The following is a 24,883-nucleotide window of genomic DNA, read 5'->3' as shown; positions in this document are numbered from 1 at the left end:
CTCAACAACAGCGGGTATAAAAATTAAACAACCTCTCCCTATATTCTTTAGAGAGAGGTTGTTTAATTTTCTTGAATTCGCACACCATTGTAGTAATAAATGTATACTAGTACAATCTTTTGTATAATTGCATCGAATACTTTTGTTATACTTCACAAATAAGAAGACTCCATTTTTTTGAATAGTCAGAGAAGTTTTCTATCACAACACCATCGGCATTTTTTCAAAGGGAATCTAGACAAAACATTGGACTAACGAATAAAATATAAATGTTTGCTGTACTACATTTATAATAATTTCTTCATATAGAAATTATTCCTATTGTCGTTTCAATTAGTATTAATTTATTATTAAGTTAAAGAGTATTTAGCATAGTTTCTGTTGAAATAAAAATAACAGTAAATTTACACATTAAGTAACTATAATTAAATATATAAACAGGAGAATTGCCAAAATGACATTTACAATTAAGGAAATAAGCACAATAACAAACGTTTCTGCATCTACTCTACGCTATTATGAAAATGAAGGATTATTACCTGTTATAAAACGTGATAATAATGGAAATCGCTTATATACTGAAGATAATATTGAGTGGATTAATTTACTTTTAGCATTACGGCTAACTGGCATGCCTATAAAAGAAATTAAAAAATATATAGAATTATATTATCAAGGCAGTAGCACACTTAATGATCGAAAAAAAATGATGCTTCAACATAAAAAAAGAGTAGAAAACGAAATAACACAAACATATAAACACTTAGAAAAAATTAATTACAAATTAGCAGTATATGATACATTGGAAGCTCAATTAAATAAAAAAAAGGTTATTATTTAACGGAATTTTTCTATCTGCACCATGTCATGAAATACCAACTGCATTTTGTTCATCAGTCTATTATTTTTTGTAATTTTAATAACGCCCTTAGAAGTAAAATGACTATACTACATCTAAGGGCTCCTCACACAATTTAATAGTATCCCCAGAACAAAGTTTGGCGTTAATTTGTAACAAAAAACATTTCATTTTCTGTCAAAAACACATGGGATTTTCATCTTGGGGTGTTGTTTCCCTACCATCTATAAACAAAAAATCGCCATTTCTGATGATTTTCATTATACTCTCAACGCCTTCTTACGTCCACTGTTACAAACATTCTATTCCATTTCCTGCATAAACTCAATAATTTCAATAACCTTTTTATCATTAACTATATAATAAGTTTCATTTCCTTTGCGCTCATAGGAAACCATCTTAAAAGCTTTTAATTTTATTAACTGTTGTGACATTGTGGATTGTGGAACACCTATTAAATTTTGTAACTCAGACACATTTAATGGTCCTTTAGCAATTAATTCTCGAACTGCCATCAAACGCATAGGATGTCCAAGCATCCGTAATATATCCGCAGGTCTGTTATAATCATTATTCATATAAAAAGCTTTTGACATACTCTCTTCTCCTTTTTGGAATAGTATTATTTCATTCGACTATTCAAACAAAAAACATTTCGTTATTTTAAATAACTTAATTATTAAATGTTTATTTGCTGGTGATTTTCCCTAAATAAATTTTTACGATTAAATACATTTTAAACACAAATTAACCGGTACCTTGTATTCTAAGGAACCGGTTAATAATGTTGTAAATCTCCTAATAAATTTAATTATTAGGAGTATAATAATTAAATTTATTAGGATACCGATTATTTTACAAATTAAATTCTTTAAATGTATCTTTTAAATCCTTATCTAGTATTTTCAAATCTGCTTCCTTAAATAATTCTTCAAAGAATTTCTGCTTCCATTTTTGATTCTGTAAACGCATTAATTCTAGTTCCTTTCGGATATTCTCTTTTTCTTCATTAAACGGCTTCAACTCTTCTTTTTGGATTACTTTAATGATGTGATAGCCCGAAGGAGATTTCACTGGCTCACTTATTTGCCCAGCATCTAATTTATAAGTAATTTCCTTAAATTCAGGCTCTTTTTCTATAAAAGCTGATTCAGATAACTCTCCGCCTTGTTCCTTTGAATTCAAATCCTCTGAGTATTGTTGAGCTAAGGCCGCAAATTCTTCTCCATTATTTAATTTTTCTTTTACTTCCTTTGCAAATTCTTCATCCTTTAGTAAAATATGGCTAGCTTTTACTTTAGGTTTATAGTTATTTTTTATTTCTTCCTCCGTAACCGATTTTTTGACAGCTTTTTCAAAAGCAATTTGTGGTTTTAACTTAGTTTTTAATTCATCTTCATTTTTAACACCGTTTTGTGATAAATAAACTTGGAAGCTATCACCCCTTTGCTTCTTTATTTCTTTTATTTTTTCAGTTACTTCAGTATCTGAAACTTTATATTTATTAAGTATAAGTTTACCTAGCATGATTTGTTGTAATATAGGTTTTCCTGCTTGTTTCTTTAATTCTGCTTCAAATTCATTTTTTGATATATTTCCGGCTTTAGATGTAACCATATTATCTGAGTTACCACATGCCGTAAGTAGCAATATTCCGCTTGTTATGGTCCCTATGAATAATTGACGTTTTTTCAATTTATTTTACCTCTTTCCATTCTCAATTTTATTGTTTATAAACAAGATTCTTTTCTTAAATTAACACTGAAAGTCAATTATTAAATATAAAAATTAATTTTGACACCTTTAAAATCCATATAATTTTCAATAAATCCATATAAACTAAAATAAATGCCTCATCTAATAAACTTATTATTTGTTATGTTATTAAAAATATAACAATATTATATTTCCTTTAGCTTAATTCTCTTTTATCCCACTCTCACTAACAAGGTGATTTGTGTCTTCTATAAAGACAAATAAGATTTATATTTTTTCAGTTGTATTACAGTACCTGTGATTTATTCCTATTCTAAAAAACATATTAGAACTAGCCTTGCTTCATACATATTTAGAAAGTGTTCTCAATAAAAAAACTTCACTTAGAGTGAAATGGGCACGAATAGTGGTACATAAAACATACTAAGATTAGTAGTGTAGACCAAGGCATTGGTTCGCACTACTATTTTTTATATAGTAGAAGTGAAGAGAAGGTCGTGGGGGTTCTGTTGCAAAGTTTTTTAAATAAAACTAAACTGTAGAAAAAATGTGTTAAGGAGAACGGTACATGGGATATTTTAAAGGGAAACAATTTAAAAAGGATATTATTTTAGTAGCCGTTGGCTACTATTGTCGTTTTTCTTTAAGTTATCGTGATGTATCTGAAATTCTGAAAGAACGAGGCATTTCTGTTCACCCAACAACAATCATGCGATGGGTTCATGAATACGGCAATCTGATCTATCAAATTTGGAAGAAGAAAAATAAATCCGCACATTTCATATGGCATTTAGATGAGACTTACATCAAAGTGAAGGGGGAGTGGCGCTATCTTTATCGTGCTATTGATGGAGATGGACATACCCTGGATATTCAACTTCGTAAAACACGCAATCATCAAGTGGCTTATATGTTTATGAAGCGACTGGTTAACGATTTTGGAGCACCAACGGTTCTTACGACAGACAAGGCTCCTGCCCTACTTTGTGCGCTCAAAAAACTGAAACATAACGGTTTTGTATGTGCATACGAAACATTGCACCATTAAGCATCTAAATAATCTCATCGAACAAGATCATAGACATATCAAGCACTGTTTTGTTAAATCCGCAGGATTTCAAAATCTCCGTCATGCTTCTCGTACATTGAAAGGAATCGAAACGATTCATGCGATATACAAACAAAAGAGAAGTCATTTTCCAGACTTCTCTTTTTCGACGTACAAGGAATTACAGAAGTTATTCAGAACCGCTTAAACGATAACTATATTTTGCAAACAAATTTGTATTTTTTAAATTTTACAACAGAACCTAATAAAGTAACAATTAGCCAAAAATGGTTTCAACTGAAAGAATTTTTTTCATATCTTTTCACTAGCTAAAGAATAGGCTTATTCCCAATAAAAATAAATCAATTAAAAACCAATAGAAAATAGATAGAATGATAAATTGTTGTTGTACTTAATCTACTGTTACAATTTGTAAGCTTTCCCTAACCGGAATGGAAATATAACCACATTTAAACATCTAATTTGTTCTACTATAAATACATTAAATTAGGTGAGGGATATGGCTAAGAGAGATTTTAACTTGGAAAAATTCTAAGAAGAAAATGTTAGCTGCAACACCTTTGGTGAAGTATATTTATCAACGAATAAAAGGAGCTTTACTTAGAGCTAATTATTTAAATGTAACTGTTAGTTAGATATGTTTTTGAAAATGTACCGAATATTTTCTAATAAAATTCCTCTTTCTTGATAAATTTAAGTGAAAGGTGAAGAAATAAAATGAAGCAAAGAGAACGATTTATAGGTACTTGGATATTAGTTGAATTCTATATAAAGAAAGTAAATAATACGCGAATATATCCTTTTGGAAAAAAACCAAATGGAATACTTATTTACAATAACGATGGATATATGAGTGCTGTTATTACTGGTGAAAATCAGCCAAATGAAGTAATTCTGGATTTTAAAAACAGCTCAGCTGAAGCGCAGGCATTAGCCGTAAATCATATTTCGTATGGCGGCTCGTTTGAAGTAAAGGAGGAAATAATTATTCATCAAGTGCAGGCAAGTCTTTTTCCTCAATGGAAAGGTAGCTATCTTAAACGATACTATGAATTCAAAGAAAAAAACAAATTAATTTTAAAAACAGATCCTCTAACCCTTCCCCAAAATAATGAAGTAGTTGTACTGGTTTGGCAGAGGTGTAAATAATAAATTATTTACAATATTAATTAAAAAATGTTACGTAATTCTACAATAAACAATTAGGGTAGGGGATTAGTATGGAATTTGAATATGTTAAGCAAATAAATTCTGGTGACTTTAAGGTATATATAATTGATGATTATGAATTGGGACGGCCACAAAGAACTGGCACATACATTTTGCCGGAAAAGGATACTATTACATTAATTGCTACATGTACTAGTCCGTCTCTTCGATATATTTTAGCAGGCCTAAATAAATTAAAAATTGAACTTGCTCATGTTAAAAATATTATAGTTACTCATATACATGTTGATCATGCAGGTGCTGCGGGCCTTTTGATGAAATGTTGTCCAAATGCTAAGCTGTTTGTACATCCTTTTGGGAAAATACACTTATGTGAACCGGATAGGTTAGAGAAAAGTTTAAAAACTTTATATGGGAATGATATATTTAATAAAAATTTTTATCCTATAATTCCAGTTCCTGAAGCACGTATTCACGCTGTAACTGATGGTGAAAAATTAAAGATTTCTAAAAATCGTGAGCTGCAATTTTTACATACTCCAGGACATGCTGACCATCATATGAGTATATATGACCCTGCAACAAAAGGAATATTTGCTGGAGATACAATCGGAGCACATTTCCCCGAAATTGATTTTAGCTTATACCTACCAATAACTTCTCCCCCTCAGTTTGATTACAAAAAAATGCTTGAATCAAAAGAAAAAATTAAAAAATTAAATCCAAGTAAAATTTATTTTGGACACTACGGGGTATCACAGGAGGTAGAAGAAGTATATAAACAGTTTCATTATTGGTTAGAAATATTTATTGATATAGGTAAAAATGCTTGGAAGAAAGAAAAGGATGTTAATAAAATAAAAAATGCAATTTCTAAAAAAATTTATGAAAAAATTAAATATAATCTTACAGAGAACGGTCTACCATTAGAACATCCTTTCTACGAAACAATTAAACCAGATGTTGATTTTTGTGCGAGTGGAATTATTTTGTACCTAAAAAAAATAAAATTTAATTCATAATATATTGTTTATCTAGATATTAGGTATCTTATTAATAGACAGGAATTACTTGTATAACTCATATAAAAAATATTAATACAATAAAGGATGCTAGCGTAAAATAGATTTAGATTCGCTTTAATAAAAAAATAAATAAGATTTTTTTGCAATAGTGATTTTTTAGCGTCCTTAGATCTAAAATGATAGGGTTTGAAATTATTAATAAGTGGGCACCCGTATAGGGTGTCTTTCTTACGATTAGTCAACTGTTTTTTAGAGGGTTCTGTTGCAAAATTTAAAAAATACAAATTTGTTTGCAAAATATAGTTATCGTTTAAGCGGTTCTGAATAACTTCTGTAATTCCTTGTACGTCGAAAAAGAGAAGTCTGGAAAATGACTTCTCTTTTGTTTGTATATCGCATGAATCGTTTCGATTCCTTTCAATGTACGAGAAGCATGACGGAGATTTTGAAATCCTGCGGATTTAACAAAACAGTGCTTGATATGTCTATGATCTTGTTCGATGAGATTATTTAGATGCTTAATGGTGCAATGTTTCGTATGCACATACAAACCGTTATGTTTCAGTTTTTTGAGCGCACAAAGTAGGGCAGGAGCCTTGTCTGTCGTGAGAAACGTTGGTTCTCCAAAATCGTTAACCAGTCGCTTCATAAACATATAAGCCACTTGATGATTGCGTGTTTTACGAAGTTGAATATCCAGGGTATGTCCATCTCCATCAATAGCACGATAAAGATAGCGCCACTCCCCCTTCACTTTGATGTAAGTCTCATCTAAATGCCATATGAAATGTACGGATTTATTTTTCTTCTTCCAAATTTGATAAATCAGATTGCCGTATTCATGAACCCATCGCATGATTGTTGTTGGGTGAACAGAAATGCCCCGTTCTTTCAGAATTTCAGATACATCACGATAACTTAAAGAAAAACGACAATAGTAGCCAACGGCTACTAAAATAATATCCTTTTTAAATTGTTTTCCTTTAAAATATCCCATGTACCGTTCTCCTTAACACATTTTTTCTACAGTTTAGTTTTATTTAAAAAACTTTGCAACAGAACCCTTTATTAAAGTCAACATAAAATTAATCAGAAATCTAGTATCTTTTTTTATTTGTCAATTTGTCTTTTTCCTAGACAAATTATAATTTATTAGTTGATGACGTATCATTATAAAATATAGAATAGATATCAAATTACTTATAATTTCACAAAAAATACATTTATGCAAAATGTTAGAGGGGTGGAAAAATGAAATCCATTACAATTGAACAGATGTATCAAGACATTTTAGACGGAAAAAGACAACGCTTTCCTCCGCTTACATGGAGTCAAGATATAAATTTTGAACTTTCAAACCGTGTTACAAAATATTTAATTGAACACGTTTTGCTATGGGATCGGGATGCTATTAGAAAAGGTTGGAACCAACGACTAATCATTAAAATGAAATTATCAACCGTTCTTTCTAGATATAATTCAAGTCCGTACGCCATGCTGAATGATGCTTATCCTAATTTTATAAAAGAATGGTGAAATTTTGGACAAAAGAAAACGCTTTAGAAGCTTTAAGATGGACAATTGAAGAAAAAGAACAGTTAACGGATGAACAATTATATCTTGTTTATGGAGAAAAATGGTTAAGGAAACATAAATTAAGCGCACCTTGTGGTATCTATTGGAATGGTAGCCCCTATGCATATTTGAATGAATTATATCCAAACCACTTCAAAGAATGGCAATTAAAAAAAGTGCCTATGAATTTTTAGACAAAAGAAAAAAGTCTAGAGGCACTCAAATGGACAATTGAAGTTAAAGAAAAACTATCAGAAACAGACATAAAAAATTTATATGGCATAGACTGGTTAAAACAACAAAATTTACGAACACCTATAATTAAATTTTGGAAAGGTAGTCCATATGCATATTTAAATAGTTTATACCCAGAAAAATTCAAAGAATGTGAATTCCTTGTATCCCCTAATAATTATTGGACGAAAAAGAAGGCATTAAAAGTATTACAATGGACGATTGAAGTTAAAGAACAAATTAAAAAGGAAGAGCTATTAAAAATATATACTCACAAATGGTTAAATCAAAATGGATTAAAAATCCCATTGGAAAAATATTGGGATTCAAACCCTTATTATATGTTAAATGATTTATATCCAAATATATTTTCTACAAGTATTTTAAAGGAATATGGACCTAAAAAAAGGGGCATAAACAATACACAAAAGAATTAATTGTGAAAATTTGTTATTACAATTTAGAATCTTTCAAAAATCCCATATTATTATCCTTTCCATTTGGAAGGAAAGGATAATAATATGTCCACCTTCACACATATGCAGCTCTATTTCTGTTAGTTTAGGAACCTAATTATATTTTAGTTTACTATAATAATAATATGTATACTCTATTTTAGGATTTCCTCATATCAAATCTTATTTTCATTGTCCATCTTCTGATAATGTAATTTTGGATGTACCCCCTCATCTACCGCTTTAAATATTCAGCGATTTCTCTTTGCCTAAACTCTATAGCATATTCATATGAGCTCATGTTATTAATGCTTTCTTCAGTATATATAATGGAAATATCTATTTTAACTAGAAATTCAACTATATTGAGAATTCCTTTTTACAGCTATATGTAACCAGATTCCAAATGAAGTCTTTGGATTTATAATCTTCGTATCATAACTCATTAATTATTTTACAGAATTTAAGACAGGAGAATACTGATGGCACACCGCAATTTTGCACGTCAGTGATACCAGAAAATAAGATTCGCCTTTCGTAGTAAGAATCCTACTGACATTAATCATCCGGCCCTTTTAAGAATGGGAGTGTCATTTTATTAATACCTCCAATTTTAATATCATTTCTGATTTCTCTATTTACATTTTTTATCCCAAATAACCTTTCCTTAAATTCATTTATCATCTACTGATCAATCTTCTAAATCTGACGCTCCGTTTCCCTTTTTCTGTAAATTAAGATGTTTTTTCAAAGGCGAACATGAAAAACGACCTCTCAAATTCACTTGTAAACCCCTTTTATATCTTAGGTAATACAATTATATTCAGAAACAAAAAAACTTCTTATAAACAAAAATAGACCCACCAAAACAATTCCATCATTTTCGAAGTCTATTTTTGTTAGAAATTCTATTTTTCTATGTCTTCTTTTATTTCTGCGGATAGAATGTCTTCAACAAATTTCTTGTAGGCATTATACCCTTTCTTTGCAGCCTTTTTCTTTATTGCTTCTACTACCTTTTCATCAAGATAGAGACTTAGACGCTGCTTTTTTTCTTTCAATTCCTCTTTTGATCTGTTTTCAATTTTTTCTTTGAAAACTTCCAAATCCTTTTTTAAGTACAATCGTTCAGTAGATTTCCCTTTAGCAATCTCTTTAAAGGGCAATATCCCATCTTTAGCTGCATTATGAACGTAAGTCTTAGACTTACTTAGAAATTCAGCTGCTTCTTTTAATGTTAAAGAGTCTTTGTATAATTCCTCTAACTTTTCTACATCTCCTTGCTCAAAACGATATCCGCCATCTGCTTTCCAGGTGGCCATATTGATAGGTTCGATGTGTTTATACTTAATTAAATAGCCTAATTGATTTTTTGTTAAACTTACCCTATCGCATACCTCTTCTAAAGATAAATAGTCCATTTCTCACCTCATCCGAAACTTTCATTCTAGCTGTTGTTTACATTTTCTTAGTTGATACTTTGTTAAACCTGTTTCTTTTACTACATCTGTGATTGAGTACTCTTTATACTGCAGATACTTAAATGGATTTTCCATATAACGTTCCCGTACTTTATTAAATGTACTCTTTTTCGATAAAGAATTCAATTGCTCTCCTTTCTCTCGGATGGAATTGAAAATGGGACAACCTTTACAATGTTTGTAGTTTCTCTGTTTCTCCTGTTCTTGCTCATCTGTACAATTCACTGACAGGTTGTTCAGAGGGCAAATTGAATAATGGGTATCTTCTAAGTTGTGGATTTCTTGTAAAATTTTCAGACGAAGACTAGTCAAAAAAAATCTCCTCCTACCGCATTTGGATTGAAATGTACAAAAAAACAATTTAACATTTCCATTATGCATTATCTAAATAGAAACGTTAAATTTTAAGGCGAAAATATATATTTAGACATTTCATTTTATACCACAATAAATATCGCATTTATTGTGGTATAATTAGAATTATAAAATTTTATAAAAAATATATGTGTATCTTTTCATTCTAATAAAAGGTGTGTGTAAATTTGAATATTATAAATTATGAACATAATAATCAACTTGTAAAATCCAAATCAGATTTTTTTGATAGCAGTCATTTCGAAAAAATCATGGGCATGGGCATTCGAAACATTGACTATTCCCAATTAAGCGAAGAATCATTAGTTTATTTATTTTTACACGATGAGCCTTCTTTAACGAAAAAAAGAAGTGACCGAACAAAAAAACTTTATCTGCATGATCTTTCTCATTTTCTTCGTTATATAAAAGAATCAATCGGAACCATTAAGGAATTATCCCATAATGATATGGAAATCTACTTCTATCAACTAAGTAAGAAGTATGCGGCCACCACATTACGTCGAAAGAAAACAGTAGTTCAGCAGTTTTTAAAATATGTGTATGATAACAATGGACTCTCTGACAACTTTAGTAGCCGTCTAAAAAAAGTATCTGTAAAAAAAGAAGAGTTAGTCAATCGTGATCTCTTTCCAGAAGAAGTGAATGAAATTCTGGATACACTGAAGAAAACGAATTTCTTTATGTATTCCTTGTTTTTCCTTCTTACAACTACTGGACTCCGGATTGAGGAAGTCGCAAATGCAAAGTGGGCTGACCTTGCATTCCACCCTTCTTTAAACGTTTATCTCCTACGTGTAGTTGGAAAGGGAAATAAAACGAGAGAAGTTCGTATCTTTGAAGATGTACTCAACGATCTCTGTCGTCTTCGTCAATTACGAAAACAAACAAGTGAATTAGATACCTCTAGTTCATCTGCCTTTCTACCTAAAGCGGACGGTTCTCATTATAGAGCCGACTACTTATCGAAATATGTAGCAGAAAAAATTGAAAAAACTAATTTACCATTTCTGCGTTATCGAAAAGATAGAATAACACCCCATACCTGCAGACACTTCTTTGCCAATCATTTGATGGGAAAAGGAGTCGAACTTAAGAAAATACGTGACTATTTAGGACATGAGTCTATTATGACGACGGAACGTTATTTAAGAGAACGTACAAGGCGGCATAACTTGGCTACAATAGAAATTGGAAATTCACTATTTTAAGTAAGTATATATAATAGGAAGAAACTCGATTGGATGTATCAATTTTTTCGTTTGATTGGGTTCTAGTCATTAGTTTGTGAACCTTTCAAAAATATTTTGCGAATTTCAAAAAAACTTGTCACATTGCATTAAAAAAACCAATCCGAATATCCTCATTTTTAGTTGTACCAAATAATTATTTTTAAAAAAATCAATACGTAAATTCGCTAATGGTTGGTTGGACATGTGCTTTCCTCTCTCCACCTCATATGAGGTTTTTTCATTGTACATAAAATAGTGATTCATATGCAACAAGCTCTTATATCCATTGACATAAGAGCTTGTTTGATACCATACACAATTAACGGCATAGATAAGAAAAACTTACGCTTAGTATACAGAATACGACTAAAATACCAATATCTTTAAATTTCTATCCACTCCGATGAGTCGAAGCACCATTTTGATGTATTTCTTCTCCAAATACGTACTGATCCGCTCCAAATTTTATCGGTTTTCCGTAAGAAGACGCCCTCCTCAAACACATGCAGGACGTAGCCCAGTGATAAGTGGGTGGCGGAGATGAATTGTGGGTGGCGTTAGCCAAACGTATTTAAACACATCAGGCATTATAGTATAATCAAGCTCAAAGGAAGGTTTGTTAACTGCTAGTGGTACTTCCATAAATGTGGTTGGATAATACTTCGAAAACTAAGAAATGAATTGAGGTGAAAGCATTGTTAGTCAATAAGGCTTATAAGTTCAGAATCTATCCAAATAAAGATTAAGAAATACTGATCGCGAAAACAATCGCAATACCGTCTAAAAAATCTTGCGGATTCCTATAGTCGATTTTTCAAGAAATAAAATCGAGTACCTCGCTTCAAATCTAAAAAGAATAACGTTCAGTCTTATACAGCAAAGCATATAAACGGTAATATTGCCATCGTAGGTAATAAAATTAAGCTACCAAAACTCGGTTTTGTTCCATTTTCCAAAAACTGTGAGGTATATGGACGTATTATCAATGCTACTGTTAAACGAAATTCAAGTGGAAAATACTTCATGGCAATTCTTACAGAAGTTGAAATACAACCATTTGAAAAAGCTGATCCTGCTATGGGCATCGACCTAGGAATTACTGAATGTGCTATCCTTTCTGATGGTCACAAGATTGACAATAATAAGTTCCCAAAATGGAGAAGAAGTTAAAACGTGAGCAACGTAAATTATCAAAACGTGCATTAATCGCTAAAAATAAAGGAATCCACCTTCTTGATGCGAAAAACTATCAAAAGCAAAAGCTTAACGTTGCTAGATTACACGAAAGAGTCATAAATCAACGGGACGACTTTCTAAATAAGTTGAGTACAGAGATCACCAAAATCACGATATCCATGATAGAGATTTTAATGCTCGTAAAAATATTCTAGCCGAAGGCTTACGGGGATAGCTTGGTAAATAAGAGAAACCGCTGTTGGTAAAGAAACACATCAATAAGTATGCTCTGTTCCCAAGAATCTCCCACTTCAATCAGACCGTAAGATCGATAAATGGGGGTAGTTCAAAAATAGCAACTAAATTTTCTTTTGTACATTTAAAGGTTCTAATTATTATATTGTTAGGAGAGATAATTACATACTATGAAAAAATATCTTTTTATTACACTATTTTTAATTTTATTTGGATTATTGTCCCCCTTCTCTAATATACATGCCGAGACAAACAACACAACCTTAAATAAAATTGATCAAATTGCTAATATTTTTAATGATAATATCCATGTAAAGGAGAAAATTAGTTATATTAGGAATAGTGACGTTAATAACTGTTCAATTAAAGAAGTTAATCTCGCCTTAGACAAAATAGATAGTTTAAATCTAAACATTATGGAATCTGCGACATTAAAGAGAGAGATAATACGTAATTTTGGTTTTTTTAATTTTGATTTCAAAGGAACCAATTCAGATGTTTTAGCTTTTAAAGAGTTAAAAATAGAAATCGTGGAGACCGATCAGCCACTTACACTATATAGAAGAAGTAAATCTGGGGAACTAGAGTCTAAGTACGGTCTTGGTTATTGGTGGGGAGATAAAAAAAGAAGTATTGAAGAAACTAGAAATGAGTTAGCCGTATTAGAAGCATGGGGGAATCCACTTAATATGGTATATAAAATTCAAGTACCAAAAGGTATTAAAATACTCAAAGGATTAACAGCTCCCCAAACTCATTATCTAAATGGGACAGATATAGTACAAGAATATAGAAAAGGTGGAGCACTTCAATATTGGATTAATAACGTAAATAACAATTGGCTACAATGAAACATCTCTAGGAGGACGGCATGAAAAATGATTTTGAATTTATAAAATTGATTTTAGATTGTGAGCACCTTATTAATCAAAACACCCCTAGTAATCCTGAAGATGCTAAAAGATATAAATTAATGTTAGATGAACTTAAAGGTTTAAAAATAACTATAAAATTAAAACAATTAAGTACTAGATTGAATTATTTATCGATAACACAAATGCTCGAAAAAGACGATCCTGAAGAAATATTATATGCCATATTAAAATTAAATAAATTTTATTGTACTTACTATCAAATTCTATAGAAAAAATGATTAAAGCTTAATTATTAAAAGTAAAATGGTTTACAATGAAAAAGCACTCGAGAGGGTGTTTTTTCATACATACCCTCTTTTTATAACTTCTGCATTGATTGAGCTAGTGTAATTAATTCTTGTTTAAAAATTCTTGAACTTAATAACTCAATCATTGTTCCATCTTGTACCCACATTAATTGTCCGCCTTGTACGTCTTTAATTCTTGTTGTTGGTTTTAACGGATGAACACACCATAAGTTACGAATTCAATAGGGTGTCTCTTAGCTAAAGAAATTTCTGCATCAGGTAATCCAGGTATGTCATAGCCGTTTAAACTAAAAGATTTTGCAGGACTATTTTTTATCTTTTCACTAGCAATTTGATTCAACTCATCTTGGGTATATTTCCCGCTTTTTATATCATCTTTTAATTCTTTAAAAATCAAATTTAACTGATATGGATCGATTGATCTAATTTCTTCCTCATTCAAATATTCTTTGCTAGTATTTTTTGATACATTTAAGTCAATTTTTTTGCTTTTTCTGTCATGTTAGATAAAGAGAATGATTGAATTTTTTTTGCATCACTTTCTTCAGCATAAAAAATACTCGGCAGAATTCCACCAAATAGCATAGCTGAAATCAATGTAATAATTTCCACTTTTTTAAATTTTTGTTGATTAGTTTTCAAGAAAAACCCCTCTTTTCTGGTTGTTAGTATATTTAGAAAATTAAATACTAGCTATTTATAACATATATTCCCATAAATGTGCATTTTATATTTTCTCAATTAATAATTGAATATTACAACTATTGAAATTATGATTTTAGACACTCCTTAGAGATTGTGCTAGCGTTCTTACAACTAGGGGCAAAGTAACCCTCTATATAGGAGAGATGCTACTTTGCTTCTTCATATTCCTTCATTATTTTATAAAAGGTGTTTTTCTTTAGCTCTAACATTCCCATAAACATAACAGCAGTTATGTTTTCACTTTGCCATTTTGAATGAGTTTCCTCTATTATATTTATTTGTTGTTTACTTAAGCTCGAAAGGTTCACCTGAGGACGGCCTAAATGTTTTCCTTGAGACTTAGCTACCGCAATCCCCTCAGCTTGTCGCTGATGAATTTTTTTACGCTCTTGATCCGCAAATAAAAATTGATCTTCCATTAATCGGCCCATATCACCCATATCAGGGTGCTTTTGCCCATCCCCCCGAAAAGGGGGAATAAGAAAAAAGCAACCTCTCCTTTTAGGAGTAAAACCAGCATCTCTGAGCAAGATTGGGTGTTTTGCCCAATTCTCTTCTCTCCCTTAATATTTTTATAAGCCTTAAAAGAACCGTTATTAAATTATAGTGATTCTATTTTTTTGTATAATTAAAGAAAAGGGGGGGATATTTAGGGTCTGGGTAGCAATGGAACCAAATCACACAATAAGTATTAGCGGACATTAATTATTCATATAAAAAGCGTCGCCAACCAAACGTCATAAAACTTACGTTAAGGAATTTCGGTTCTTATGTTTAATAGTATACTTTTTGACATGCTATAACCTATTATAAATATAATATATAAGGAGATGTAAAAAACGAATAAATATGAATACTCAAAAACGATTAACTATTTTAACAACAGATGAAATAAATCAACTTTATAGTAGGCCCCTGTTTGCAACTAAAGAGCGTGTGCAATATTTCTCCCTTCCTCAAATGGAAAATGAATTATTATATACATTGGAGTCTGACTCCTCCCATCACAGCGCTAAAAAGGGGCCTGAACAAATTTCATACGTACCCAGTTGATTAAGAAACAAGCAATCCGACAACGGTACTTAAGTAACAAAATACAGTAGCAGGAAGAACGGGGAGTAAAGCCCTTAATCCTTCATCTGTAATAGACTATTCTTTTTGCGTATAGATTTCTGTAGGCCACCATACTAATTAAGAGCACTTTCCTTATAAAATAAATAACTAATTGAATAGTTATTTATTTTATTATTTTTTAACTCATACTACCCTAGTCCAAGATGCTGCATAATTCGCAATATTTTTCTAAATACACTTATCAATTTTTTCCTTTAATCGAATGATTCTCTTTTAATTTTTTCTTTCCATTAATTCTTTTACCAATTGTAGTAATTCAGCTTGCTGTTCTATGTTTTTTCGCCCATTTCTATTAATGGCTGCTAGTTCGCAGGTAAACGCAGCGGCAAAGAAAAACAATAAACTTTCTACCATGCGATCCCCTCCCATTAAATAGCTTGACGTATTTGCTTTTTTTGTAAAGTTTGTTTATTTATATTTTCTTCTTTTCTTTGATAAATGTTATTGTGAATAAGTGCTGTACTTACCAGTAATACCCCTACAATATCAAACGTCGTTATTTTATATCCTTGCAGTATCATTATAACTAAGGTCGTAATAGGTACAAGATTAATAAATAAAATACCATTAATTGATGATAAAATTTTCACACCATAGTTCCAAGCAAGTAGTGCTAAAATCCCAGGTAACGTCATCATAAATATTAAGTCATATTTCACAATAGAAATCGTTCCCATACTCGGTATTGATATATATCCAAGTGCTGTCATTACTACTGTGATAAAGATAGTTACTACTGTTCCAAATAAACAAGTTAATGTGGAATAGCGTAATGTTGACCAACCACTACACGTTTGGCCACCCATCGTATAAATTACCCATCCAACAACACCCATAAAGATACATCCTAATGAAAATATATGATCTTTTACTGTTAGAAAGAAACTCATATCGCCTTTCGTAATAATAAGCATAGCCCCTGCAAGTGCAATAAGTATACTTTTTATCATATATTTTTTCGGTTTTATATGCTTATATACCCACAAAATACAAATTGAAATCATGGGCATGAGTGCTTCCATAATAGAAGCTACCATCACACCTGATTTCCCCATCCACATTTGACCTAAAAATACGAGTACGTTATATATAGTAAACGCCATCGTTCCCAAAAAAACGAGTGATTTTCCTTTCCCCTCTAAATAAAATGCTTTTTTCCCTTCCTTCAATAACAATACTACAAATAATACCACTGCTATAGCTCCATAACGGATGGACGAAAAATAAAATGGATTCATGTATTCTAATGCGTGATCAGCAACTGGAAACATTGCTCCCCATGATATACTTGCAGTAAAACACGCAAAAATGCCCATTAACAGTTGACTTTTTCTCACCCAAATCCCTCCTTTTTATTTATACAAAAAATTGTAAAACGAAAAATACATTACGTAAAATAATTTAACATGATGTTATCTATCACTTAAAATGCTAGCTAACCTCAAGGGAGATACTTATATGGAAGCAAAAGTTTTGTTGCATGATTTTAACAACTAGGCTAAACTTTTGCAGCATAGAATGAAGAAAGTCATAGCCACGATATAAAAAAACATCGTTTAAAAAGGAATTATCAAAATCTTTCTAATTGTCCGAACGGATATTAACTAAGGTCACTGGAAATGGCAAAAGAGAGAAACTTGGTAAAAGGCGGAGTCTGTCAAAAAATAAATAAACTTAATCCATCTGCTCTTCAGCCTGTTTTGTTAAATCACCAATATTTTTGTAAGGAACGTAAAATACATATTCACCAAATGAATTCACTTCCATATTAAAATAGTATATAAGGCATTGCTTCACTTCTTTCCGTACCTTGATTTTCCCTTTGACAAATTTACTATTGTAAGCCACATTCTAATTTCTATACTTTATTTTTTTGTATTATTCATTCCTTTTTCTCTTATGTATCGATACAACGGCGCTTGACACAAACCAGGGTCCCCACACTCGAATATAATCGACTAGCATTGGTAGAACAAAATTATTTGTGTTTCAAAACAAAGGCAAAAGCTAATAATGCTTTGATTCACTATTATTTTGGATGTTACACATGACTAAACAGGGCATTCGGGACCAAATTCAAAACATTTTGGAGTAGGATATGGTGTAACTTATTATAATTATACAAATAATCAATTCACGGGCTTATATGGCAGCTCCAGCCAAGGAAATTATGAACAGATACGGATAGATATAGCGCCATTATATCGGGTTTATTCGCTCTTTTAGAGTATCAGTTTAGTCAAAGAATAGAAGAGATTGGCTTACCAAGGTTTTGGAGAATAGATAGAAAGAGGAGAACTCTATATCAAAAATATCACGAATGACATGAAGACCAGTTGAGAGCATTGTAAATACAATTGTCGTATGGAATACTCGATATATAGGAGCTTCTCTGGATACCATACCATAAAGAAAATGATATAATTATTGATAGAGAGGATATCCAAAGACTTTCTCCAGTAGGACATGAACATATCAATATTGTGGGAAGTATTCCTTTCACTTACCAGAAGAGATTGTAAACGGACTTACAATAAGAAGGCCCTCAATACTGTGTATTATCAGACAGAGGGCCTTTTTATTGTAAAATATTTAGTTGAGTTAGTATAGTTTAACTAATTTGAATTTTTGTGCATTGCTGTTTGTGAGTTTGTCCTGAACATATAATCTTGAACCGCCGGCTGTTTTTTCACCGTAAACATCTAATACTTTCTTTTTGTTCGCATAATTCACTAGCAAGACATTGCCATCTCCAGCATCTTCTAAAGTCCAATAATGTTCTGGCTTCTGGTCATTACGTGTAACAAGAGCTGTATCGCTCGCACCGCTAGTATTATAGGCTAAGACTCTGCCGTCATCTTTGTTGATGATTTGATAAGCTTGTTTCTCAGCATCGTATTTAAATTCCCATTGTTGATTTTTCCCATCATGATAATCCCATATTACCGGATGCTCTTTCCCATCATACCCAAAATCGACAACCTTGTTTGCTTTTGAATATACTATTTTGTATGTTCCATTCGGTGAAGCTGTATCATAGTTTGTACACTCGCCACTGCTATTAAATTGATATGTTCCAGTACGTCCATCTGAAGTTTTAATATCTACACTTCCTGTAACCATTTTACCGTCTGAAGGACTGAGATAATAGTGTTTCTCTCCAAGTTGAATCCAACCAGTTTTCTTATTTCCTTTGGTATCAATGAAATACCATCCATTGTTCTCTTGTTTCCAGTCACCTATTGCTGCGACTTGGAATGCCTTGTTGTTTGATGTGTTTTTGTAATATTGATTTCTATCATCTCTTAACTTTCTGTAATTCGCAAGAGCGTCTTGCATTTTTTTTATTTTTTCTCCATAACCATTAGTTAATGGATGTAAATCAAAAATGTATTTTTGCATTTTCCCCATAATTTCTTCTTCACTAGTGTTATTTATATTATTACTTGGAGTATTTGTTGCGATGTCATACATTTTTTTGTTAAATTGTTGTTCACCTAATTTGTATGTTTGTTGAACATGGTTTATATAGTCCTCAGCATTTTTTGGAATATCATTTGTAAATTGCGTCTTCAAGCTTTCATCATCAAATTGTATTTTAGGGCTTTGTCCGTTCTTTTCCATGAAGTGTAAAAATTGCAAATGAGCGGTCGCGATAATAGTGAATATAGGAAGCTCTGCGATTTTTTGATCCTCTTTTTGGCAAAGTTGTATAATATCTTTGAATTTAGCATTAATGATAAGCGCTTGTGTACGACGAGTTTCTTCTATACTTCCAGCTGTAGGACTTTTGGCTAGAGGTCTTCCATTTATTGAGTCTTCAAATGATTGTAAATCATTCATGAGTGCTTTAGTTTGTTGTTTTAGAGTTCCGAGATCATAGTCTTCAATTTTTTGATCCATCATGGTAGCAAGCTCTTCCATCATTTTTTTGATTTGATTTTTTTGAGCATCCACATTCTCTGGCCAAAGTAATCCAATCAATGGAGAAATTACTACTCCACCATATGGAATCAATGCTGTGGCTCCCATTGTTAAAGTTCTAAAAGTATTGTTAAAATTCCCGTTATTAGTATGTGCATCGGCGTATGCTTGTTTTAATACCGATCCACCTAAGGAACCAATTGCTTTTAAAGTGTCTGTAGTGAATAACTTGTCTTTTAAAATTTTTATTGTCCCGTCTTTTTCCACTTTGAAAACATCGCTGGTAGTTGCTGGTGTCGAAGGTGCTTGTTGTGAACTTATTGAATTTTCAGCAGCAAATGCAGAAGAAGTACTTCCCAATGTACTTATCCCTAATGTCATTGTTGCGACTGTTGTAAGAAGCGCTTTTTTATATTTGCGCTTTGCATGTGTTCGATCTTTATAATTCATAAAAACTTCCTTTCTGGTAGTATGATTTTTTTACATATGTATCACATCAAATAAAGAAGTGATGTACCTAATTATAGAAAAATAATTTATGTTACACATAACGAAAACTACTTTTGACTCATACAATAAAATAACAAAATAAGCGCGAAACATATTTTTTGAAAATATTAAAAGAATAACTTCTTGAATAAAAGTAATACGTACCTATTAGACTAGTGACGAATAGATACGTATTAAGTTTTGGTTTACATTTATTTATGTACATGGTCGTATAGCTATAAACCATCTCTTTGCACGCTCGTACACATGTGTTTTAGCGATCAAAACAGAATAAGCACTCATAAGAAATTCATTGAAAAATCTGTATTAATTCTTTTCAACAGCATTTTTCGAAGGACATATTATGACGGGAAATTTATTAATATTCTATGTATTTTCTTCTAATCTGTTTAAAACGAAAAGAATCTAAATAGGTAAGAAAAAGCTAAGTGAGTATAAAGCGTTTTGGTGCTAACTCTAAAACAAAATGTTTTAAAAAAGAATAAAAATGAAAGCATATATGAATTTTTGGAATGGGTGTTAAAATTTCAAAAGACGTAATATGGTTCTCTCCCCATCACCGCCAAACTAAGCTTATATAAGTTTAATTTCACTTAAAATTTTTTCTTTTTTCTAAAAATCCAATGTTAGTTCTTTAAAAATTTGCATGTAACAAAAAAGAACACTTTTTCGTTTTGAGGTTGATTTTTTTAGGTTAATGGGCATATCTTATTACCATTCATACTTTAGAATTAATGGAGGGAAATGCTTCCCCGAAAAATTTGTATTACAAATTTGTAAGGTATCTGTAATCTTTTTGAATAGTTTTATAATATAAAGGGCATTATAATTATTTCTATAAAATTATTATTGGAGGAAGAAAATTGAAAAAGTATATATTATTTTTGAACATTCCAGTTGTTTTCATGATTTTATTAACAGGTTGTAGCAGTATTAAACATATAGGAACCGAGAGATATTATGTCCAAATCAATACGAATGGTAATGAGGTAATACATGAAGTTGATGGAGGTGAAAAATTGAAAAGATTCGAATATGAATTAAAAGGATTTAATGAAGACGGAGAAGAAAAAACATTAAAATTTGATGCAGAAAAAAATCTTCGAAAAGAAGCATTTCTACGAGTGTTTTATAGTAAAGAAAAGGGTGTTAAAACGTGGGAAGAAATTAAAAAAGAAGAAATACCTAAAAAAGCAAGAGAAAAACTAGAAAAAAAATAAAAGAACGAATAAAATTTAATCTGTACCCTTTGTAAAGGACATTTGAAAAAAGTTAGGCAACATTAAGAAGATGATTTCTGTATCCTGATATGATCCCCTTATAGTAGACAGTTGAAAGAAAGTTGCTTTACTGTTTATTATGGAAGGGATTTTTTATGGGGAAAATTAGAAGAACTTTTTCAATTGATTTTAAAATGAAAGCTATTGAATTATACTTACATAGAGGAATTGGAAGCAAGTTAATTGGAAAGGAATTAGGAGTTACATATTCAGTTATAGATAGATGGATTAAAAAATATAAAAATGAGGGTATTCTGGGCCTACAAGAAAAACGTGGTGGATTCAAATAAACAAATAAAATAAGTCAAGATGCTAGAATACAACGATTAGAGGCGGAAAACGCATACTTAAAAAAGCTATTAGCTACGAAAAGGGGGATGAGGTCAAAAAAAGTAAATCAGTAGAATATGAGGTCATTCATACCTTAAAACAGAATTTTTCAATTGTATTGCTTTGTGAAATTGCAGGTGTTTCAAGAAGTGGATATTATAAGTGGGAAAAAAGAATCAACGATTCCACTGAAAAGATGAAAGAGGACCAATTTATCATGTCTAAAATAGGAGAATGGGGCTACAAGCTAAGATTCGAAAGAAAAAGTGGAGGCATTTTGGTTTAAAAGAACAATGCGTCGTGTCGGAAAATCTGTTAAACAGAGAGTTTTCAACTACAAGACCAAATGAAAAATGGGTTACAGATATAACCTATCTTCCCTTTAATACTAAGCGCATATATCTTTCAGTGATACTAGACCTTTACAATAACGAAGTTGTGGCCTATCAAATGGGTGAATACAACAATTTAAAATTAGTTACAGATACAGTCAATAAAGCCTTGAGAAAAAGAAAAGTCCACGAAACAGTATTACATAGCGACCGAGGTTATCAGTATACGTCAAAAAAATATAACCAATTACTTAAAAAGAACAAAATAACTGTAAGTATGTCTAGGAAGGGAAATTGTTATGATAATGCATGTATAGAGAGCTTTTTTAGTCATTTTAAGGCTATAGACATACGTTTCATGAAAAGGCAGAAGTTTTTAAGGCTACTAGCTATTACAATAACAAAAGATTTCAAAAAAGATTAAACAACCTTAGTCCTATTGAATTTGGAACTAAGGCTGCTTAATGAAAAGGCATCTAATCTATTACTGTCTACTTGACAGGGGTAAGACCATCCAACAGGAGTCATCTTTTTTTAATTCCATTGATATCTATAATGATTATAATACGTCATATATTTCTTAATCTCTTGTTTCAATTCATTAAAGGACGTGCAAGGTTTTATATGAGCTTCATCTTTCAAATGACCAAAAAACGATTCTTGTGGGGCGTTATCCCAACAATTTCCTCTTCTTGACATGGATTGTCCAAGGTTTAGCTTTTTGACTAGCTTTTGATAGGTAGGGCTTGTGTAGTGGGCTCCTTGATCTGAATGAATATAAGCACCTTCAGTCAATCGAACCCACGGATTCCTTTTTAGTTTATGGAGAGTTGTCGTTACGAGCTCTAATGTCATCTGTTCAGAAACATGGTAAGCTAAAATTTCATTAGTTGAGCCGTCTAAAATTGTAGATAAATAGGCCCTTTGATTCTTACCGTAAACTAAATAGGTGATATCTGTAAGAAATGTTTTCCCTAGGGTATTTTGTTTAAATTCCCGATTTAATTGATTCGGTACTATTCGATGTTCTTTTGTAGCTTTAAGCATTCTTTTATAAGGATTCGCTTTGCGAACCGAACAAACAATTTCGTATTTCTTTATAATTCTACGGATACGCTTTAAATTGTAGACAACTTGAAACTGACCCGCCAATGTCATTTTTATCTGACGAGCCCCTTTCTATTTATAAATAGAAGTGCTTTTAATATAGTTTCCTTCAAGATTTCATCTCGATTACTCTTTTGTTTCCGTTGTTCTTGAGATGAAACTGAAAAGTAATTATAGTATCCCGAACGGGATACACCAGCTACTTTACACAAGTGACTGACCATATTCCTTAAGTTGTATTTCATGATGACAGAGCGAATCAAAATGAATTTCTGATTAGGTGGTAGTGTTAGTTCCTTCTCATCCTCTCTTCCATAAGTTTGATTTTTTTAGCAATTCGTTTTCCGCCTTTAGTAAGTTTCGTTCGGCTTCTAAACGGGCATACTTTTCTTCTAACGTAAGCTCTCTCCCAAGAGTTTTTCCAGCGTTTTCGATACGTGTATCCCTTAAACCCAATACACCATTTTTTCTATAAGCAGCACGCCATCTACTTCCCGATGACATAACTCATTTCATTCCAATCATATCTATATCAAAACCACATTCTTCAAAAATATTTCGAGGTAGCTTTCCTTTTTCATTTTCCTTAATAAAAATATGCTTACATTCCTTTGTATAAGTGATACCTTTCTGACTTCCAGATTTTACGTATAGGTTATTTGATAGAATTTGAATTTCTCTTTCTGTAAATAGTTTTTTTGTCATTTCCAACATTCTCCGATCCCAATTTTCCTTTTATTATACAAGAAATACCCTATAGAATAGACGTTTTTCAAGTGTCTATTCTATAGGGTACATTTTAATTCTAATTATTCTTTTTATTTTTAACAATCCGTTATTTAATGTATAAAACTTCTATGAGCTGTGGAGAAAGTCTTGTCTGCAGCTCATTTTTGTACCTAAACCTTTTTTATGTGTATACACTGATGAAAAAGAGGGAAAATCAAGATTTCCTATGATTATTGCGTTTGAAATCATCGTGAGGAATATGTATCAGTTTCTGTAGGCATCATTTTCATTACCATCTAATGCCAGAGGTATAGCAACCTTTATATTAGGGGGACGTCATACATGCCTATCAACTTAAGAGTGAGAACAATCCAAGTTTTCGGCTCATCAGATCAAAACATTCTTAAAATAAAAGCATACTAAGTCTGAACCAGAAAACTTGCATTTTTGCTTTCTAAAGCCAATTTCCCTTGCCAGTTCTTCTAAAAATACAGGTGTGATATATCGCTGGAATTATTCTACAAATTGTTGCGGTTCATCTTTAATCGAAAAATTCATAAAAAAACGTCATCTTTTCTAATCTAGCTTGTTTAGAAAGGATGACGTTTTTCTAGTAATTAAGAGTATTAAAATTTCTTAAGTTGATGGGCATGAGGTCACCATATCAAAAAAGAAATTTATACGTTCAGACACATGTTAGACACAAATTAACCGGTACCTTGTAAATTAAAGAACCGGTTAATATTGTTGCAAATCTTTTACTAAACATATTTATAATGAATTAATTTATTTACATTGGCATATCTGGTGAAAACTTAGCCATTAATACAATAATTTCCGCTAAAAAGAACGCTTTAATAATGAATAGAATAATAAGGGGTAGCACCAACAAAACGCGAATTTCGTACGCTAAGAGATTTTTCACTTAGCAAAAGCCGATTTTCTGTACGCTAAGAAAATCGGCTTTTGCTTTTATTTGTACTGTCCAAAGGCATTCTAAAGAAGCTGTATCTTTCTTATTACATCG

General features: G+C 31.4%; 26 protein-coding genes and 6 pseudogenes. 16 read left to right on the top strand and 16 right to left on the bottom strand.

The annotated features are described in order from the left end of the window. The first annotated feature begins 454 nt into the window (after positions 1 to 454). Entirely contained in the window at positions 455 to 841 is a 387-nt protein-coding gene (locus M1D66_RS28225; RefSeq protein WP_048536318.1) for a MerR family transcriptional regulator, read from the top strand. A 320-nt stretch (positions 842 to 1,161) separates the two neighbouring features. Here M1D66_RS28225 and M1D66_RS28220 read toward each other — a convergent pair whose 3' ends face one another. Continuing rightward, a complete protein-coding gene (locus M1D66_RS28220) occupies positions 1,162 to 1,455 on the bottom strand; it encodes an ArsR/SmtB family transcription factor (protein ID WP_242555315.1) in 294 nt (97 codons plus the stop codon). 259 nt (positions 1,456 to 1,714) lie between these two features. Beyond that, positions 1,715 to 2,554, bottom strand: coding sequence for a peptidylprolyl isomerase (locus M1D66_RS28215; RefSeq protein WP_242555316.1), 840 nt, complete (start codon positions 2,552 to 2,554; stop codon positions 1,715 to 1,717). Positions 2,555 to 3,143: 589 nt separating this feature from the next. Here M1D66_RS28215 and M1D66_RS28210 point away from each other — a divergent pair. From M1D66_RS28210 to M1D66_RS28200, 3 genes are all read left to right on the top strand, one after another. Then, a protein-coding gene (locus M1D66_RS28210; protein WP_242555317.1) for an IS6 family transposase occupies positions 3,144 to 3,831 on the top strand; the annotation gives its coding sequence in 2 pieces (ribosomal slippage) (positions 3,144 to 3,593 and positions 3,595 to 3,831; 687 coding nt in all). Between the two features lie 530 nt (positions 3,832 to 4,361). Further along, entirely contained in the window at positions 4,362 to 4,793 is a 432-nt protein-coding gene (locus M1D66_RS28205) for a lipocalin-like domain-containing protein (protein ID WP_242555318.1), read from the top strand. A 71-nt stretch (positions 4,794 to 4,864) separates the two neighbouring features. Next, complete coding sequence (locus M1D66_RS28200) at positions 4,865 to 5,836, top strand: MBL fold metallo-hydrolase (protein ID WP_242555319.1); 972 nt, start codon at positions 4,865 to 4,867, stop codon at positions 5,834 to 5,836. Between the two features lie 313 nt (positions 5,837 to 6,149). On the opposite strand, the gene M1D66_RS28195 is transcribed toward M1D66_RS28200, so the two are convergent. Further along, entirely contained in the window at positions 6,150 to 6,836 is a 687-nt protein-coding gene (locus M1D66_RS28195) for an IS6 family transposase (RefSeq protein WP_242555320.1), read from the bottom strand. Positions 6,837 to 7,090: 254 nt separating this feature from the next. Between M1D66_RS28195 and M1D66_RS28190 the strand changes: the two genes are divergently transcribed. From M1D66_RS28190 to M1D66_RS28180, 3 genes are read left to right on the top strand one after another with little or no spacing between them, the layout of a single operon-like run. After that, positions 7,091 to 7,375: a DUF4046 domain-containing protein gene (locus M1D66_RS28190; protein WP_345742481.1), complete on the top strand. Its 285-nt coding sequence runs from the start codon at positions 7,091 to 7,093 to the stop codon at positions 7,373 to 7,375. Next, positions 7,369 to 7,608, top strand: coding sequence for a hypothetical protein (locus M1D66_RS28185; RefSeq protein ID WP_479832033.1), 240 nt, complete (start codon positions 7,369 to 7,371; stop codon positions 7,606 to 7,608). Before M1D66_RS28190 ends, M1D66_RS28185 begins: the two co-directional genes overlap by 7 nt. Positions 7,609 to 7,644: 36 nt before the next feature. Further along, entirely contained in the window at positions 7,645 to 8,085 is a 441-nt protein-coding gene (locus tag M1D66_RS28180) for a DUF4046 domain-containing protein (RefSeq protein ID WP_479832038.1), read from the top strand. A 926-nt stretch (positions 8,086 to 9,011) separates the two neighbouring features. Here M1D66_RS28180 and M1D66_RS28175 read toward each other — a convergent pair. Both M1D66_RS28175 and M1D66_RS28170 read right to left on the bottom strand, forming a co-directional pair. Next, on the bottom strand, positions 9,012 to 9,524 hold the full coding sequence (locus tag M1D66_RS28175; protein WP_242555321.1) for a helix-turn-helix domain-containing protein: 513 nt from the start codon (positions 9,522 to 9,524) through the stop codon (positions 9,012 to 9,014). 21 nt (positions 9,525 to 9,545) lie between these two features. After that, positions 9,546 to 9,896: a transposase gene (locus M1D66_RS28170; RefSeq protein WP_242555322.1), complete on the bottom strand. Its 351-nt coding sequence runs from the start codon at positions 9,894 to 9,896 to the stop codon at positions 9,546 to 9,548. A gap of 230 nt (positions 9,897 to 10,126) precedes the next feature. Here M1D66_RS28170 and M1D66_RS28165 point away from each other — a divergent pair, with 230 nt between their 5' ends. From M1D66_RS28165 to M1D66_RS28150, 4 genes and pseudogenes are all read left to right on the top strand, one after another. After that, positions 10,127 to 11,170, top strand: coding sequence for a tyrosine-type recombinase/integrase (locus tag M1D66_RS28165; protein ID WP_242555323.1), 1,044 nt, complete (start codon positions 10,127 to 10,129; stop codon positions 11,168 to 11,170). 770 nt (positions 11,171 to 11,940) lie between these two features. Next, positions 11,941 to 12,534 (top strand): annotated as a pseudogene (locus M1D66_RS28160) (RNA-guided endonuclease TnpB family protein); the annotation flags it as partial. 258 nt (positions 12,535 to 12,792) lie between these two features. Continuing rightward, positions 12,793 to 13,473 carry an autotransporter gene (locus M1D66_RS28155; protein WP_242555324.1) on the top strand — a complete coding sequence of 227 codons (681 nt, stop codon included), beginning with the start codon at positions 12,793 to 12,795 and terminating at the stop codon, positions 13,471 to 13,473. A 20-nt stretch (positions 13,474 to 13,493) separates the two neighbouring features. Then, positions 13,494 to 13,766: a hypothetical protein gene (locus tag M1D66_RS28150; RefSeq protein ID WP_242555325.1), complete on the top strand. Its 273-nt coding sequence runs from the start codon at positions 13,494 to 13,496 to the stop codon at positions 13,764 to 13,766. 89 nt (positions 13,767 to 13,855) lie between these two features. Here M1D66_RS28150 and M1D66_RS28145 read toward each other — a convergent pair. From M1D66_RS28145 to M1D66_RS28130, 4 genes and pseudogenes are all read right to left on the bottom strand, one after another. Then, a pseudogene (locus M1D66_RS28145) lies at positions 13,856 to 14,002 on the bottom strand (DUF4367 domain-containing protein); the annotation flags it as partial. Further along, positions 13,993 to 14,247 carry a hypothetical protein gene (locus M1D66_RS28140; RefSeq protein ID WP_242555326.1) on the bottom strand — a complete coding sequence of 85 codons (255 nt, stop codon included), beginning with the start codon at positions 14,245 to 14,247 and terminating at the stop codon, positions 13,993 to 13,995. The gene M1D66_RS28140 and the pseudogene M1D66_RS28145, both read right to left, overlap by 10 nt. 29 nt (positions 14,248 to 14,276) lie before the next feature. Continuing rightward, positions 14,277 to 14,447, bottom strand: a complete 171-nt coding sequence (locus tag M1D66_RS28135) for a hypothetical protein (RefSeq protein ID WP_242555327.1) — start codon at positions 14,445 to 14,447, stop codon at positions 14,277 to 14,279. Between the two features lie 209 nt (positions 14,448 to 14,656). Next, positions 14,657 to 14,956: pseudogene (locus tag M1D66_RS28130) on the bottom strand (recombinase family protein); the annotation flags it as partial. Positions 14,957 to 15,359: 403 nt separating this feature from the next. Here M1D66_RS28130 and M1D66_RS28125 point away from each other — a divergent pair. Continuing rightward, positions 15,360 to 15,563 carry a hypothetical protein gene (locus M1D66_RS28125; RefSeq protein WP_479832041.1) on the top strand — a complete coding sequence of 68 codons (204 nt, stop codon included), beginning with the start codon at positions 15,360 to 15,362 and terminating at the stop codon, positions 15,561 to 15,563. 294 nt (positions 15,564 to 15,857) lie between these two features. Here M1D66_RS28125 and M1D66_RS28120 read toward each other — a convergent pair whose 3' ends face one another. The 3 genes from M1D66_RS28120 to M1D66_RS28110 all read right to left on the bottom strand — a co-directional run bounded on the left by M1D66_RS28120 (position 15,858) and on the right by M1D66_RS28110 (position 17,441). Next, the gene (locus tag M1D66_RS28120; RefSeq protein ID WP_242555328.1) at positions 15,858 to 15,998 is read right to left on the bottom strand and encodes a YrzO family protein; all 141 of its coding nucleotides are present in this window, start codon (positions 15,996 to 15,998) and stop codon (positions 15,858 to 15,860) included. 14 nt (positions 15,999 to 16,012) lie between these two features. Continuing rightward, positions 16,013 to 16,960 (bottom strand): DMT family transporter, encoded by a 948-nt coding sequence (locus M1D66_RS28115; RefSeq protein WP_425592575.1) that lies wholly within the window; start codon positions 16,958 to 16,960, stop codon positions 16,013 to 16,015. A gap of 358 nt (positions 16,961 to 17,318) precedes the next feature. Continuing rightward, positions 17,319 to 17,441, bottom strand: coding sequence for a hypothetical protein (locus M1D66_RS28110; RefSeq protein WP_281976290.1), 123 nt, complete (start codon positions 17,439 to 17,441; stop codon positions 17,319 to 17,321). A 401-nt stretch (positions 17,442 to 17,842) separates the two neighbouring features. Here M1D66_RS28110 and M1D66_RS28105 point away from each other — a divergent pair, with 401 nt between their 5' ends. Further along, positions 17,843 to 17,968, top strand: a complete 126-nt coding sequence (locus M1D66_RS28105; RefSeq protein WP_479832037.1) for a hypothetical protein — start codon at positions 17,843 to 17,845, stop codon at positions 17,966 to 17,968. A gap of 277 nt (positions 17,969 to 18,245) precedes the next feature. On the opposite strand, the gene M1D66_RS28100 is transcribed toward M1D66_RS28105, so the two are convergent. Next, positions 18,246 to 20,018, bottom strand: coding sequence for an insecticidal delta-endotoxin Cry8Ea1 family protein (locus M1D66_RS28100; RefSeq protein ID WP_242555330.1), 1,773 nt, complete (start codon positions 20,016 to 20,018; stop codon positions 18,246 to 18,248). A gap of 923 nt (positions 20,019 to 20,941) precedes the next feature. Here M1D66_RS28100 and M1D66_RS28095 point away from each other — a divergent pair. The 3 genes and pseudogenes from M1D66_RS28095 (at position 20,942) to M1D66_RS28085 (ending at position 22,444) form a co-directional block, all read left to right on the top strand. After that, a complete protein-coding gene (locus tag M1D66_RS28095; protein WP_242555331.1) occupies positions 20,942 to 21,298 on the top strand; it encodes a YxeA family protein in 357 nt (118 codons plus the stop codon). Positions 21,299 to 21,453: 155 nt separating this feature from the next. Beyond that, positions 21,454 to 21,762: pseudogene (locus M1D66_RS28090) on the top strand (transposase). Between the two features lie 160 nt (positions 21,763 to 21,922). Further along, positions 21,923 to 22,444 carry an IS3 family transposase gene (locus M1D66_RS28085; RefSeq protein WP_242555259.1) on the top strand — a complete coding sequence of 174 codons (522 nt, stop codon included), beginning with the start codon at positions 21,923 to 21,925 and terminating at the stop codon, positions 22,442 to 22,444. 110 nt (positions 22,445 to 22,554) lie between these two features. On the opposite strand, the pseudogene M1D66_RS28080 reads toward M1D66_RS28085, so the two are convergent. From M1D66_RS28080 to M1D66_RS28070, 3 genes and pseudogenes are all read right to left on the bottom strand, one after another. Then, positions 22,555 to 23,841, bottom strand: a pseudogene (locus M1D66_RS28080) (IS3 family transposase). A 423-nt stretch (positions 23,842 to 24,264) separates the two neighbouring features. Further along, positions 24,265 to 24,414: pseudogene (locus tag M1D66_RS28075) on the bottom strand (IS4 family transposase); the annotation flags it as partial. A gap of 232 nt (positions 24,415 to 24,646) precedes the next feature. Continuing rightward, positions 24,647 to 24,781 (bottom strand): hypothetical protein, encoded by a 135-nt coding sequence (locus M1D66_RS28070; protein ID WP_479832031.1) that lies wholly within the window; start codon positions 24,779 to 24,781, stop codon positions 24,647 to 24,649. Positions 24,782 to 24,883 lie beyond the last annotated feature (102 nt).

The sequence above is a fragment of the Bacillus sp. PK6-16 genome (genome assembly GCF_056530295.1).
Note: the sequence above shows the minus strand (reverse complement) of the source record. Positions and strands in the feature narration are given on the sequence as shown.